We start from the raw sequence: 15425 nt of genomic DNA, 5'->3' as shown, positions 1-15425 counted from the left end.
CGGAGGTCGGGCACCGCGGGCTCGAGTGCGGGTCGCCGGCGCGCACGCGGGGTGTGCGGGCACCGGTGTCCGGCCGGCCGAGGTGTGCCGAATGGTGTCCGAATTGACCGGGATCGAAGTGTCCGATAATGCCCCGGTAATCGACTGTGGCTCCATATTCCGGATCGGACGGGCCGTATCCGATGCGCGTCTTGTCGATGAATTCATAGTGGCTTCCGCAGACGATGGGAGCGGCTGTATTGGAGCGTCCCGGCGCGGAAGCATTGCGGCCGTCCCGTGCCGTGTGTGGCTGAATTCGCACCACTGGCAGGGGTGCAAATCGGCGCACTTTCCGTGAGTTGTAGCAGGTCAGCGCGGCTCTTGGCGAGTAGTGACGGAGTATTCGGGCATACTTGCCAAACGGTTGGTATCGCAATTTAAACCCGAATCGATGTCCATCCCCGCTTCAGGCGTTTGGCATCAATTTCCGCGACTTGAACATTGATAAAGTCGCCAAACCGCTTCGCCTACTGCTAGGTTGCGCCGCCAGTATTGGGTGACGTGGGCCTCGGGGGATTCCGCGTCGAATCTCTCGGGTGGGGCTGTGTTTTCACGGAAAACCCGTGCCATGCGCACGGCGATAAGACGTACCTGGCGATGGCCGGTACCCCTGATGGCAATCGTGCTGGTGGGCTCCGGCCTGACCGCGGTGCCGGCGGCGGCGGCAGAAACGGTTGCCCGCCCACAACTGCCCGACCTGCAAAAACTCACCAAGGTCCCGGGTGAGCGCCTGTCGACGGCCAAGGCCCCCGTGCCGCCCGCCGAGTCGCAGGTCAACGCCTGGAAGGGCGCGCCGGCGGTGAACTGGCCCGCCGCGGGCTCCGCCGAGGTCGAACTGCCGCGCCCGGCGGCCAAGTCCGACGCCCGCGCCGCCGCCACCGCGCCGGCCGAGGCCAAGGCCGGCTCGCTGCCGATCAAGCTGAGCACACCCCCGGCCCCGGAGTCGGCCGCCCGCTCGGCGCAGGCCGCCGCGGACACCGCCCCGGTCAAGGTCAAGGTCGACCTGTTCGACCGGCCGACCGCGAACAAGGCCGGCGTCGGCAACGGGCTGTTGCTCGGGGTCCGGCGCACCGACGGCGGCACCGGCGTCGCACCGGTGGGTGTCGAGCTGGACTACACCGCGTTCAAGAACGCGTACGGCGGCGGCTGGGGCTCGCGGCTTCAATTCAGCCTGCTCCCCGAATGTGTCCTCACCACCCCGGAGCTGGCGCAGTGTCAGACCCGGACGCCGGTCGCGATGAAGAACGACGCGGACACCGGCAAGCTCACCGCGACGGTGGCACCGGCCGCGACCGGTCAGGGCGTTGCGGCCAAGGGCGCGAGCGCGGGCGGGCAGGGCATGCTGCTCGCCGCGCAGCCGACCGCCGACGGCGCCAACGGCACCTACAAGGCGACCTCGCTGAGCGCGTCCGGTTCGTGGCAGGCGGGCGGGGCCGCGGGTGACTTCTCCTGGTCGTACCCGCTGGAACTGCCCGGCTCGCTCGGCGGCCCGAGCCCCTCGCTCGCGCTGGGCTACTCCTCGGCGAGCATCGACGGCCGTACCTCGGCCTCGCTCCAGCAGACCTCGTGGGTCGGCGACGGCTGGGACCTGGGCTCGAACTTCATCGAGCGCACCTGGGTCCCGTGCAGCCAGGACAAGAAGGAAGGCTCCGGGTTCAACAACCCGACGGACGACACCGGCGACCTGTGCCACGGCGCGCCGATGATGACGATGTCGCTCAACGGCGGGTCCACCCCGCTGGTGCGCGACGACGCGTCCGGCGTCTGGCGGCCCGCGAAGGACGACGGCTCGCGGATCGAGCTGATCACCGGTGCGCAGGACCTCAACGGGGACAAGGAGGGCGTGCACTGGCGGGTGACCAACGCGCAGGGCGTGCAGTTCAACTTCGGCCTCAACAAGGTCCCCGGCTGGCAGCCCGGCAAGCCCGTCACCAACTCGGCGTGGCTGGTGCCGATCTACAACAACCAGCCCGGCGAGCCCTGCTACCAGCCGGACTTCGCGAACTCGGCCTGTGACCGGGCCTGGCGCTGGAACCTCGACTACGTCGTGGACCCGCGCGGCAACGCCATGACGTATTGGTACAACAAGGAGGTCAACCACTACGGCGCGAACTTCAAGTTCGCCGGTGGTTCGACCAACCGGGCCTACGACCGCGGTGGTTGGCTCGACCACGTCTCGTACGGCCTGCGCAGCGACAACCTGTTCACCAACGCGCCGTCCCAGGTGGACTTCACGGTGGCCGAGCGCTGCCTGACCTCGCCGACGTTCGACTGCGCCGAGGACAAGCTCAAGCCCGAGGTCGACTGGAACATCGCCAAGATGTGGCCGGACACCCCCGGTGACCAGCTCTGCGCGGCGAACGAGGAGTGCAAGGCGCGGTTCACCCCGACGTTCTTCACCCGCAAACGACTGACCGAGATCAACACCAAGGTCTGGACCGGCACGGCCTACCAGCCGGTGGACACCTGGGCGCTGACCCAGGACTTCCCGCAGAACGGCGACGGCACCGACTACGCGCTGTGGCTCGCGTCGATCCAGCGCACCGGCAAGAACGGCACGCCGATCACGCTGCCGCCGGTGACCTTCCGCGGCAAGCAACTGGCGAACCGGGTGGACCGGGACGGCGACGGCCGTCCGGCGTACCGGCGTTATCGCATCGAGAACATCGACACCGAGACCGGTTCGATCATCTCGGTGCGGTTCAAGGACACCGAGTGCTCCTCGGTGGCACCGGTCAAGCTGCCGACGGCGGCGGAGTCCAACGGGCTGCGCTGCTACCCGGTGATCCAGGAGATCCCGGACCCGACCGATCCGGACCGCAAGCGCAAGCTCTACGTCACGGACTACTTCCACAAGCACGTGGTGGACCGGGTCCAGGAGCAGGACGCGATGGCGAACTCGCCGACGCGGGTGACGTCCTACGAGTACCTGGGCGCGCCGGCGTGGGCGTACGACGAGGACAACGAGCTCACCGAGCCGAAGACGCGCACGTGGTCGCAGTGGCGCGGCTACGAGCGGGTGCGCACCTTCATCGGGCAGGACCCGGACCGGCGGACGCAGACCGAGACGTTGTTCTTCCGGGGTCTGGACGGCGACCGGGCGTCGCCGACGACCGCGGCTCGGCGGACGGTCAAGGTCAAGGACTCCGAGAACGGCGAGATCGTCGACCACAAGCTCTTCGCGGGTCAGACGCGCGAGGTGCTGGTCTACGACGGCGAGGGCGGCGCGCTTCAGGCGGCGACGACGTACACGCCGTGGGTGTCGAATCCGACGGCGACTCGGGTGCGGCCGAACGAAACGCCGCCGTTGCAGGCGTTCGTGCAGCAGACGACGAAGACGGCCTCGCGGGTGTTGTTGACGGACGGGCGCGGGTGGCGTCGGACGTCGACCGAAAGCACCTTCAACGCACGGGGCTTCATCGAGACGACGTCCTCGCTCGGGAACATCGACGACCCGAACGACGACTCGTGCACGCGCTACTGGTACGCGCCGGACGAGGCGCAGTGGATGGTCGACCGGCAGTCGCGGATCGAGTCGGTCGCGAAGGCGTGTGACGCGACGAACGTGCAGCGGCCGGAGGATGTCACCTCCGACGCGAAGATGTTCTACGACAACGCCGGCAACCTGGTGCGCACGGAGTCGCTTTCGGACTACGTGAACGGGCAGCCGACGTATGTCCTGGACGGCACGGCCACGTTCGACGTCTACGGTCGGCCGAAGTCGGTCACCGACGTGCTGGGCGCGGTCAACTCGACCGAGTACTTCCCGGCCGCCGGGCAGCTCGTCACCAAGACCACGGTCACCAACCCGGCGGGCCACACCCAGTCGGTGGAGACCGACCCCGGTCGCGGTGCGACGGTGGCCCAGGAGGACGCCAACAAGCGGCGCAGCGTGATGCGGTACGACTCGCTGGGTCGTCTGGTCAAGGTGTGGTCGCCGGACCGGAACCCGGATCGCAAGTCGCCGGATGCCGAGTTCTCGTACCTGGTTCGCCGTGACGGTCCCGTCGTGATCACCAACAAGAGCCTGTTGGACGACGGCAGTTACCGCACCAGCTACGACATCTACGACGGCAGCCTGCGGATTCGGCAGACCCAGATGGAGGCGTTGGGCGGCGGTCGCATGGTGACCGACACCTTCTACAACAGCCTCGGCCAGATCTGGAAGTCCAACGGCGGCTACTACGCGGACGGTGCGCCCGAGGGCGCGATGTTCGCGCCGCTGGACAACATGGTCCCGGCGTCGACGATGACCGAGTACAACTCGACCGGTCAGCCGACGGCGCAGATCTCGCGCAAGTTCGGGATCGAGACCTCGCGGACGACGACCACCTACGGCGGCGACTTCGTCACGGTGGACCCGCCCACGGGCGAGACGCCGACGAAGGCAATCCTGGACGCGGTCGGTCGCAAGACGGAGTTGCAGTTCTTCAAGGGCGCCGATCCCAGCGGCGCGCACGACACCACGCGCTACAGCTACAACCGACGCGGGCAACTGTCGTCGGTGGTGGACGAGGCCGGCAACACGTGGGGCTTCGAGTACGACCTGCGGGGTCGTCAGGTCAAGGTGACGGACCCGGACAAGGGCACGTCGACGATGACCTACGGCGCGGGCGACCGGCTGGCGACGACGACGGACGCGCGGGGCAAGACGCTCGCGCCGGAGTACGACGTGTTGGGCCGGATCAAGGCGACCCACGAGGGCTCGATCACCGGTCCGAAGCTGACCGAGTCGGTGTTCGACACGCTGCCGAACGCACTTGGGCTGCCGGTCTCCTCGACGCGGTTCGTGAACGGGAACGCGTACAAGCAGGAGATCACGGGCTACGACACGGAGTACCGGCCCAAGGGCTCGAAGATCACCATCCCGCCGTCCGAGGGCCAGTTGGCGAAGACGTATGTCTTCGGCAGCACGTACACCGAGACGAATGGGCTGCCCGAGTTCAGTACCTTCCCGGCGGTTGCGGGTCTGCCGCTCGAAGATGTCTCGATGTCGTACAACCGGTACGAACTGCCCACGGTGATGGGCATCAACGGCGACACGTTCGTCGACCGGGTGGACTACTCGCCGCTGGGTGACGTGCTGCGTACGCATGCCGGGCCGGCGCCGAAGCAGGTGTGGTCGACGTACGAGTACGACGAGCAGACGCGGCGTCCGACCCGGACGGTGAACGACCGGGAGACCTCGCCGTCGCGGATCAACGACGCGCGGACCGAGTACGACGCGGTCGGCAACATCACCAAGATCACGGACGCCTTCGGGCCGAACCCGACGCCGTCCACGACGGACACCCAGTGCTTCGCGTACGACTACATGCGTCGGATGACGGATGCCTGGTCGGCGACCGACAATTGCCAGGCGAAGCCCGGTCAGGTCGGGCCCGGCGGGGGTCGGCCGAGCGTGGGTGGGCCGGACGCGTACTGGTCCTCCTACAGCTTCGACGCCGCGGGCAACCGCAAGACGGAGACGAAGCACGACCCGGCCGGTGTGGCGGGCCAGGACGTCAACCGGGTCTACACGTATGGGACTCAGGGTGCGGCCGGTGCCAACTACCTGAAGAAGGTGGACACCACCGGGCCGGGCGGGAGCCGGACCGAGTCGTATTCCTACGACGCGGCGGGGAACACGGCGACTCGGACGATCCAGGGTGACACGCAGAACCTGGAATGGGACGCCGAGGGTCGCGTCTCGAAGGTGACCGAGGGCGCGAAGGTCACGTCGTTCCTTTACGACGCGGGGGGTGAGCGGCTGATCAAGCGCGACCCGTCGGGGACGACCCTGTACCTGCCGGGGACCGAGGTTCAACTCAACCCCGCAGGCGACATCGTCAAGGGCACGCGGTACTACGCGCACCCGGCTGGGCCGACGCTGGTCAAGACGGTCGAGAACGGCCAGACCACCAGCTCGTACCTGATGGCCGATCAGAACGGCACCGCCAATATCGCGGTGGACGCGAACACCCAGGCGGTTACGCAACGTAAGTTCACCCCATTCGGTGATGTTCGCGGAGTCAAACCGTCCATCTGGCCCGGCAATCAGGGCTTCGTCGGCGGAACGAACGACGAGTCCACGGGCCTGGTGCATCTGGGCGCGCGTGAATACGACCCGGCGGTGGGGCGGTTCCTGTCCGTCGACCCGGTGGTTGACTACAGCGAGCCCAAGCAGATGAACGCGTACGCGTACGCGGCGAACTCCCCGGTGACCTTCAGCGACCCATCAGGCCTGGCGATCAGCATGCCGGTGGCGCCGATCCAGGACTACTCGGACGCCGAGTTGGCTTGGGCGCACTGGGCCAAGGGTCGCAGCCTGATCGACGTCGCGATGGAAGCCGCGATGTCGGCACTCAAGGACGCGTCCGGTTACAACGACATTCGTGCCTGCATCGGTGGTGACGGATGGGCATGCGCCAGTATCGCCGGAGACACCTTGGTGTCGTGGTTCACCGGCGGTGCAGGGAAGGCTAAACGCATCGCCAGGGCGCTGGATCGTGCTTGGGATGCATACCACGCGTGGGCCGGCAAGGTGCGAATCGCACTCGACATCATCGCCCGCGCCGAGCGCTACCAGCAGGCGCTCGCCAAGTACGCCGAGGACCTGGCGGCCTGGCAACGAGAACAGGAAGCAGCGGCAGCGGCAGCCAGAAAGCTGGAGGAGGAGGCAGCCGCAGCCAAGAAGGCCCAGGAAGAGGCAGCGGCGGCCCAGGCTAAACAGGCCGACGAGGCAGCCGCCTCGGCGGCCAAACAGGGTAAGGAATCCACAACCAAGGCAAAGAGTGCAGACGGCGACGGCAAAGCCTCGAAACCAAAGGAGACCAAGAAGGCAGCCGATAAACCCGCCGAGACGGACTCCTGCCCTGCGAATAGCTTCGTTCCGAGCACCCGGGTCTTGATGGCGGACGGCTCGGCGAAGCCGATAGAAGACATTCAACTTGGCGACGCAGTTCTGGCAGCCGACCCGGAGTCACAGCAGAATGGCTCGGAACCGGTCGCTGCACTGATCAAGGGCGAGGGTGTCAAGAACCTCGTTGAGATTACCGTCGATACGGATGGGAACGCCGGAACAGCAACGGAAAAGATCACCGCGACCGATGGCCATCCGTTCTGGCTGCCGGAAGTACAGGAGTGGACCCGCGCGGATCGAATTGTGCCCGGTGTTTGGCTCCGGACATCCGCTGGTACGTGGGTACAAGCAGTTTCGGTCAGGTCATGGACGGAAACACAGAGGGTCCTTAACCTCACGGTCTCCAACCTGCACACGTACTACGTGCTCGCAGGTGCCACTCCGGTCCTCGTTCATAATGCGATCTGTCGCACCGCGGACGAAGCCGCGCACCTCAGGGCGTCGGAGCAGGCAGCACGTTCCTCGAATCCTGGTAATTCGACGGATCCAGAAGGTGCAACGGGTGGAGTTCTCTGGATCAGGGGCCATGGAACGTTCGATCTGGTGTCGAGCAGCCCTTACCCTGGATACGTAGTGCCGCCCGGTGCCGTTCCTGGTTACGAAACGCATGTGGAAGCCCAGGCGGCTGCTTTGATGCGTAAATTCAGGGCAACGGAAGGACGGCTGATGATCAGTCATCCGAGGGGCGTTTGCCCGACGTGCGCAAGATCGCTGGACGATATGCTCCCGCAGAACGCGAACCTGGTAGTGAGATTTCAGAACAAGCGCAGATTCTTCCAGGGCGGCAAATTTGGTAGAGGGCCGGGATAGGGATTTGCTGCTCGCCGGCCGGTTCCCCTCTTTCCGGTCGGAAATTATGCTTGATCGAATGATCGAGTAGTCTTTCTCCACATGAAGTCGAGGCCCCCTGACAGCTCGCGGCCGTGAACCCCTGGAGTTCCAGGGGGCCTCGCATGTGGCATGATTCGTAGATGATTGATGAACTGCCCGATCCGCGCACGTTCCTTGCAGAGGTCGATTGGGCCCGCCTGAGGCACGGTGGCGGGATGGCTTCTTCCAATACACCAGTCAAACTGGGCGGTCTGGTCTCCGGCAATTCCGCTGAAGTAGCGGCTGGCCTTGATCATCTTTGGGATGACCTGTTCCATCAGGGGTCTGTCTACCCTGCAACGGCTCATGCCGCGGTGTACGTTGCCGCCATTCTGGGTGATGCTGAAATCCGAGAACTCCTCGTGCCGGCCCAGGGGGAAGAAAAGTTTCCTCTTCGAGGAAGACTGCTGAATTGGCTAGCCGAGTTGGCTTATGCAGTCAGTCGTGAGGCAGAGATGAAGATCCGCGCGAGATTCGACGATAGTATGCTGAATTTTGAGCCGATTTTCGGTGGTGTTTGGGCCGTTCGTCCCATTCTATTTCAAGGTGTCTCCCCTTATTTTTCCGACATGAATCCGGATGTCCGGGAATCGGCGCTCCTTGCCGCGGTTCATCTTCTGGATGCCCCGGAGCTCGTCTTGCATCGGAGCAAGCTGGCTCCCTTGGTGCGGACCGTATTGGCTGCCAGTACCGATCGAGGCCATCGGTCCGCAGCAATAGCAGGTCTTGAGGCTTGGGGTGAGGACGTTGATTCGCTGCGCAGCGCTGCGGAACTGTCAGAAGAGGATGGCGACTCATGGAATAGTTTTTGGAACGCAGACAGAGGGTCTCTTGATGAGCCGCCATTTTAGCGGTAGTACGGAAATGGCGGGCGTGGGGCGGCTGTGATCGAGAGGGCCAACACCTAGGCGCCAAGCAGATTCCGAACAGATGGAACAGATGTGCGCCTTGTCGACCACCCGGCGCCGTCGAGCACGCTCCACGGATCACGTGAGCATTTGGATACACTCCGTTAACCTTCGTCGTTTCGTTGGGTAACACGGGGCCGGGAGGCTTTGGGGCAACGAGTCGGTACTACGACGGTCTGGAGGGGCTTCGCGTGTTGCTGAGCCCGCATGAGCAGGAGCGGTTGATGGTTTCCTATGCGGCTGATCTTGCGCAGCGGCGTAGAGCCAGAGGGCTGCGGCTCAACTACCCCGAGGCGACTGCGGTGTTGGCGTCGTTTTTGCTCGAAGGGGCTCGGGACGGGCGGTCGGTGGCGGACCTTCAGGAGGCGGGGCGGCAGGTGCTCGGGCGGGACGATGTGATGGAGGGTGTCCCGGAGATGGTGGGTGAGGTGCAGGTCGAGGCCACCTTTCCGGATGGGACGAAGTTGGTCACCGTGCATCGGCCGATTCCGTGAAGGCGCATCACCGGTCACTGGTGGCAGTGGTGCCCGGGGAGATTTTGTTGGGTGCGGAGGAGATTCCGCTCAATCCCGGGCGGGCGGTGTCCACGTTGGTGGTGTTGAACACCGGGGATCGGCCCGTGCAGGTGGGGTCGCATCTGCATTTTCCGGCGGCCAACGATGCGTTGGAGTTCGATCGGGCGGCGGCCTGGGGGCATCGGCTGCACGTGCCGGCGGGGACGGCGGTGCGGTTCGAGCCGGGGGTGGCCCGCGAGGTGGAGTTGGTGCCGCTCGCCGGGGCGCGGGTGGTGCCGGGGCTGCGGACCGGTCGCGGAGGTGCGTTGGACGCCGTGGGGGGCGGGGTACCGAGCCGCCACACGTCGACGGGCGGATCCGACGCCGCGCCCGGAGGGGCAGCGGGGTCGGCTGCCGATGGCCGGGCTGCCGGCGGGGAGGTCGCGCGGTGACGTCGATCGATCGGCATCGGTACGCGTTGTTGTACGGGCCGACCACCGGGGATCGCATCAGGCTTGCCGACACCGAACTGCTGGTGGAGGTGACCGAGGATCTCACCCGGCCGCTCGGGGCCGCCGGGGACGAGGCGATCTTCGGGGGCGGCAAGGTGATTCGGGAGTCGATGGGGCAGTCGATGCGGACGCGCGCCGAAGGGACTCCCGACACGGTGATCACCGGGGCGGTGATCCTGGATCACTGGGGCGTCGTCAAGGCGGACATCGGCATCCGGGACGGGCGGATCTGCGGCATCGGCAAGGCCGGCAACCCGGACACCATGGACGGCGTGCATCCGGACCTGGTGATCGGCCCGTCGACCGAGATCATCGCGGGCAACGGACGCATCCTGACCGCCGGCGCCGTGGACTGCCACGTGCACCTGATCTCCCCGACCCAGTTCCCCGAGGCGCTGTCCGCCGGCGTGACCACGATGGTGGCCGGCGGTACCGGACCGGCCGAGGGCAGCAAGGCGACCACCGTGACGCCCGGTGCGTGGCATCTGGCCCGGATGTTGGAGGCGTTGGACGAGGTACCGATCAACTTCGTGCTCCTGGGCAAGGGCAACACCGTGTCCGAGGAGGCGATGTGGGAGCAGATCCGGGCCGGCGCCGGCGGGCTCAAGCTGCATGAGGACTGGGGCTCGACCCCGGCCGTGATCGACGCCGCGCTGCGCGTGGCGGACGCGGCCGGCATCCAGGTCGCGCTGCACAGCGACACGCTCAACGAAACCGGCTTCGTCGAGGGCACGTTGGCCGCGATCGGCGGGCGCACCATCCACGCCTACCACACCGAAGGGGCGGGCGGCGGACACGCGCCGGACATCATCACCGTGGCCGGCCTGCCCAACATCCTGCCCTCGTCCACCAATCCGACCCGGCCGCACACCGTCAACACAGTCGAGGAACATCTCGACATGCTGATGGTCTGCCACCACCTGAATCCGGCCGTCGCCGAGGACCTCGCCTTCGCCGAATCGCGGATCCGGCCCTCGACCATCGCCGCCGAGGACGTGCTGCACGACCTCGGCGCCATCTCGATGATCGGCTCGGACAGCCAGGCGATGGGCCGGGTCGGCGAAACGGTGCTGCGTACCTGGCAGACCGCGCACGTGAACAAGGTGCGGCGCGGTTCGTTGCCCGGCGACGGGGCCGCGGACAACCTGCGGGCCCGGCGATATGTGGCCAAGTACACGATCTGCCCGGCGGTCGCGCACGGGCTCGACGAGGAGGTGGGCTCGGTCGCCCTCGGCAAACTGGCCGATCTGGTGTTGTGGGAACCGAAGTTCTTCGGGGTCCGGCCACACCTGGTGATCAAGGGCGGCGCCATCGCGTGGGCCGCGATGGGCGATGCGAACGCGTCCATCCCGACGCCTCAACCGGTGCTGCCCAGACCGATGTTCGGCGCCGCGGCACGGACCGCCGCAGCCACGTCGGTGCACTTCGTGGCCCCGGCGGCGCTGGCGGACGGGCTCGCCGGGCGACTGAACATCGATCGCCGACTCGTGCCGACCGGCGATGTGCGCGGAAGGGGCAAGTCGGCCATGCCACTCAATGACGCCATGCCGCACATCGAGGTGGATCCCGAGACGTTCTCGGTGCGCGTCGACGGCGAGAAGGTGGTCGCCGCGCCGGCCGGAACCTTGCCGATGGCCCAACGTTATTTCCTGTTCTGATTGCGCCCGATCGCGTATTGACGGAGGGTCAGTGCAAGCTGACTCACCGTCAGGATGTAGAACTGTGACTGCGGTGACCGGCCAGGACCGACATCGACACGTTGCGACCAGTAAGAGGTGGTACTCATGGGTGCTGGACTTCTCCTCCTCGGGGACTCCCGGCTGCCGGCAGGCGGCTACGCGCACTCGGGCGGCCTGGAGAACGCCGTCCTGCGGGGCGAGGTGCACGACCTCGACACGCTCACCGAATTCCTGCTCGGCAAGCTCTATGGCACGGGTGCGGTCCAGGCGGCCTTCGCCGCCGTCGCCGCGCTGACCGCCGGTCCGTACACGATCCCCGAACTCGCCCCGTGGGCCGAGCTCGACGCCGAACTCGACGCGCGGACCGCCTCCGGGCCCGCCCGGGCCGCCTCCCGCGTGCAGGGCAGGTCGCTGCGCCGGGTGGTGAAGGCGGCCTGGCCCACCGAACCCTGGGCCGCGCTGGGCGTGTCCCCGCACCACGCGATCGTGCTCGGCGCCGCGGCCACCCGGGCCCGGCTCGACGAGCGCGAGGCGGCCGTACTCGCCGCCACCAACGCGGTCAACGCACCCGCCTCGGCCGCGGTCAAGCTGCTCTCCCTGGACCCGATCTCGGTCACCGTGGTGCTCGCCGAGATGGCCGGGCACTGCGACCAGGTCGCCGAGGAGGCCGCCGACGCGGCGCGCACCGTGTTCGCCGACGGCGACTGGGAGCGGTTGCCCGGTTGGTCCTCGGTCGGCCTCGACGTCTGCGCCGAACTGCACGCCCACGAGGAGGTCGTCCACTTTGCATCTTGATCACACCCCCGGCAACGGCGGTACGCACCCGCACACTTCGCCGGCGGCCGCCGTGCCCGGTTCGCGACCGTTGCGGATCGGCATCGGCGGGCCGGTGGGATCCGGCAAGACGGCGCTGGTCGCCGCGCTCTGCCGGGTCCTGGCCGACCGCTTCTCGCTCGCGGTGGTCACCAACGACATCTACACCACCGAGGACGCCGACTTCCTGCGCGCCGCAGGGGTGTTGGCGGCCGACCGGATCGCCGCCGTGCAGACCGGCTGTTGTCCGCACACCGCCGTGCGCGACGACATCAGCGGCAACCTGGACGCGGTCGAGGACCTGACGGCGATACACCCGGACCTGGACCTGGTGATCATCGAATCCGGCGGGGACAACCTCACCATGACCTTCAGCCGCGGCCTGGCCGACGTACAACTCTTCGTCATCGACGTCTCCGGCGGCGACAAGGTCCCACGCAAGGGCGGTCCCGGGGTGACCCGTTCCGACCTGCTGGTGATCAACAAGACCGACATCGCCCCGCAGATCGGCGCGGACCTGGCCGTGATGGACCGCGACGCGGCCCGGATGCGGCCGGGCACACCGGTGGCGTTCCTGTCGCTGCGCGAGACCCCGGGCGCGGACGTGGTCGGCGCGTGGGTGCTCGGCCAGATCGCCGCGTGGCAGGCCGGTACGGCGGTCCCGGTCGCGCTCCCGGCCCCCGCACCGGCCGCGACCCCGCCGCCGACCGTCGGATCGGCCCGCGGGTGAAGGCAACCGCCCTGGTCCGCGCGGAACTTCGGCGCGGCCGCACGGTGCCGACCGAGCTGCGCGGACAGGTGCCGCTGCTGCCGCGCGTGGTGTCCGTGCCGGGCGACATCGTCGAAGTGGTCTTCGTGGGTGGTGCGGCGGGCCCGATCGGCGGCGACGACCTGGCCGTGCGCGTCGAGGTGGGGCCCGGCGCGCGCCTGCGGGTGCGGACCGCCGCCGCGGCGGTGATCCTGATCGGCGACGGCACCCCGGCCCGGCAGCGGGTGGACCTGGTGATCGGCGCCGGCGGCCTGCTGGAGTGGCTGCCGGAGCCGGTCGTGGTGGCCGCGCGAGCCGCCTTCCATACTCGCGTGCGGGCCGAACTCGACTCGGACGCACGGCTTTTCGCCCAGGAGACGCTGGTCCTGGGCCGCGCCGACGAACCGTGCGGCGACGCGCTGTCCCGGTGGGACGTGGTCGTGGCCGGCCGTCCGGTGCTGCGTCAGCAGAGCGAGTACGGGCCCGCCGCGCACCCGGGCTGGCGTGGTCCGGCCGGCACCGCGGGCGGGACGGTGGTGGCCACCCGGCTGACCCTGCCCGCCCCGCCCGACCGGCCGCCGAGCGCCCCCGGGCGCGCGGTGTGCGACCTGGCCGGCGGCGGCCGACTGGTGACCGTGACGGCCCGCGACACGATCGGCGCGCGGCGAGTCCTGGCGGCGCCGCCGCTCGCGGCGGATCAGGTGTCCAGAGCGATGAGTTCGGAGCCGGCCGTGCCCAGCAACAGCACCCCGCCGGCGCCCGCCGGAGCGGCGGTGAGATAGGTCGGCAGCGGGTGCGTCCAGCGCCGTCGGCCCGATACCGCGTCGAAGGCGTGCAGTTCGTCGGTGCCGCCCGCGTAGGCGACGCCGTTCAGCACGGCCACCGGGCTGGGCACACCGGCACCGGTCCGCTGCCGCCACCGTTGCACGCCGCTGAGCGCGTCCAGCGCGTACAGCGTGCCGACGTCGGTGGTGTAGACGGCGTCCTGCGTCACCACCGGTACGGTCAGGTCCGGGGTGCCGCGAAAGCGCCAGGCGATCTCGCCGGTGGCGACCTTCAGCGCGACCAGCGTGAGGCCGGTCACCACGTACACCCGATCACGGATCACCCGCGGCGGCCGAGTGATCGGGCCTTCCAGCGTGATCGACCAGATCGGCTCGGTTCGCTCGGGCGCGATCGCGCTCACCGTGCCGTCGGCGTAGGTCAGGTAGACCCGGTCGTCGCCGGTGCCGAGCACACCCGGCATCACCCCGCCGTGTTCGCCCGGCCGGGTCCACTGCCAGCGGTGTGCACCCTGCGCCATGTCGACGCCGAGCACCCGGTTGTCCCGGGTGCCGACGACCAGGGAGGAGCCCAGCATCACCGGCGCGCCGAGAATCTGATCGCCGGCGTACTGCTGCCAGGTGCGTTCGCCGCTCGCCGGGTCGAGTGCGGCGAGTTGCCCGGCCACGCAGGCCAGGAACACGGCGGTCCCGGAGACCACCGGCTCGGCCCACACCATCGATTCGGTGCGCGCGGTCCACAACGCCACGCCGGTCTCGGTACCCAGTGCCATGACCACGTTCTCCGTGGTCGTGCAGTACGCGACGTTGTCGAAGACCTGAAGCGTGGTCACCCGACCCTCCACCGCCCGTCGCCACCGCGTCCGGGGCTGCGTCCGGTCGCCGTCGGCGAACCGGGCGAAGGCGACGCCGGCCGAGGTCACCGTCGCCGCGGTGAGCGCGAACCCGCCCGCGATCAGCAGCCGGCGGCGGGTCAGCCCGCGCCCGGTCGGCGGATCCTCGGCGCGGGCCGCCTGGGGCACGTCGGCGGTCTCCTCGACGGGGGCGGCCGGCGGCACCAGCGACATCGGCCTGGGGGTCAACACCCGATCGACGTCCACCGCGGTCGGGCGCTGCCCGGGATCGGGGTCCAGGCAACGCCGGAGCAGCGGGCTCAGCTCGGCGGAGGCGGTACCGCCGCCGGCGAGGGTGATCAGCGTGCCGAACGCGTACACGTCCTCCGAGGGGTCGCCGCCGTCGTCCGCGTCGGTCCGGCCGGCGAAACCGGTCACCCGCGGCCCGTACGGGGTGATCAGCACCTGGTCCGGACCCAGTCGGCCGTGTACGAGCCCGATCGCGTGCACCCGGGCCAGGGCGTCGGCGATCCCCGCCGCGACCTCGCGCAGCGGCCCCTCGGCAAGCGGGCCGTCGTGGTCGAGCACCTCACCGAGCGTCCGCACTGCGGGCATCGCCCACGCCCCTCCGGGACCTGTCGACGTGCTTGCTGGAGAGCAGAGTAGGACCTGGGCGGCGGCACGGGTAGAGCCCGGAAATACGATCCGGAAACGGTTCTTCGGCGCGCCGCGGGAGGGGCGCGTGCGGCCGCCGCTTCCGGATCCGGGCACGGACGCTCCCGGATCCGGACAAAGAAAAGGAGGCGCCCGGCCAAAGGCGCCTCCTTCGCGAACCGCACAGCGTTT

At 68.4% G+C, this 15425-nt stretch carries 8 protein-coding genes and 1 pseudogene; 8 read left to right on the top strand and 1 reads right to left on the bottom strand.

The window, feature by feature from the left end:
- Positions 1-652 precede the first annotated feature (652 nt).
- The 8 genes and pseudogenes from ACFXMF_RS04895 (at position 653) to ACFXMF_RS04860 (ending at position 13746) form a co-directional block, all read left to right on the top strand.
- Positions 653-7750, top strand: coding sequence for an RHS repeat-associated core domain-containing protein (locus ACFXMF_RS04895; RefSeq protein WP_379988735.1), 7098 nt, complete (start codon positions 653-655; stop codon positions 7748-7750).
- A 161-nt stretch (positions 7751-7911) separates the two neighbouring features.
- Positions 7912-8661: a hypothetical protein gene (locus ACFXMF_RS04890; protein ID WP_360317754.1), complete on the top strand. Its 750-nt coding sequence runs from the start codon at positions 7912-7914 to the stop codon at positions 8659-8661.
- 248 nt (positions 8662-8909) lie between these two features.
- On the top strand, positions 8910-9212 hold the full coding sequence (locus ACFXMF_RS04885) for an urease subunit gamma (protein ID WP_379988736.1): 303 nt from the start codon (positions 8910-8912) through the stop codon (positions 9210-9212).
- A 26-nt stretch (positions 9213-9238) separates the two neighbouring features.
- Positions 9239-9547, top strand: a pseudogene (locus tag ACFXMF_RS04880) (urease subunit beta); the annotation flags it as partial.
- A 113-nt stretch (positions 9548-9660) separates the two neighbouring features.
- Entirely contained in the window at positions 9661-11382 is a 1722-nt protein-coding gene (locus ACFXMF_RS04875; RefSeq protein ID WP_379988737.1) for an urease subunit alpha, read from the top strand.
- A 126-nt stretch (positions 11383-11508) separates the two neighbouring features.
- Positions 11509-12198: an urease accessory UreF family protein gene (locus tag ACFXMF_RS04870; protein ID WP_360317762.1), complete on the top strand. Its 690-nt coding sequence runs from the start codon at positions 11509-11511 to the stop codon at positions 12196-12198.
- A complete protein-coding gene (ureG, locus tag ACFXMF_RS04865) occupies positions 12188-12946 on the top strand; it encodes an urease accessory protein UreG (protein ID WP_379988739.1) in 759 nt (252 codons plus the stop codon). The genes ACFXMF_RS04870 and ureG overlap by 11 nt, the downstream gene beginning before the upstream one ends.
- Complete coding sequence (locus tag ACFXMF_RS04860) at positions 12943-13746, top strand: urease accessory protein UreD (RefSeq protein ID WP_379988740.1); 804 nt, start codon at positions 12943-12945, stop codon at positions 13744-13746. The genes ureG and ACFXMF_RS04860 overlap by 4 nt, the downstream gene beginning before the upstream one ends.
- On the opposite strand, the gene ACFXMF_RS04855 is transcribed toward ACFXMF_RS04860, so the two are convergent.
- Complete coding sequence (locus ACFXMF_RS04855) at positions 13662-15194, bottom strand: PQQ-binding-like beta-propeller repeat protein (RefSeq protein ID WP_360317769.1); 1533 nt, start codon at positions 15192-15194, stop codon at positions 13662-13664. The two genes, ACFXMF_RS04860 and ACFXMF_RS04855, sit on opposite strands and share 85 nt — an antisense overlap.
- Positions 15195-15425 lie beyond the last annotated feature (231 nt).

Source organism: Embleya sp. NPDC059213 (genome assembly GCF_042754445.1).
Classification (GTDB): Bacteria; Actinomycetota; Actinomycetes; order Streptomycetales; family Streptomycetaceae; genus Embleya.
The sequence above is the reverse complement of the archived record's forward strand: the minus strand, read 5'-3'. Positions and strand labels throughout refer to the sequence as shown.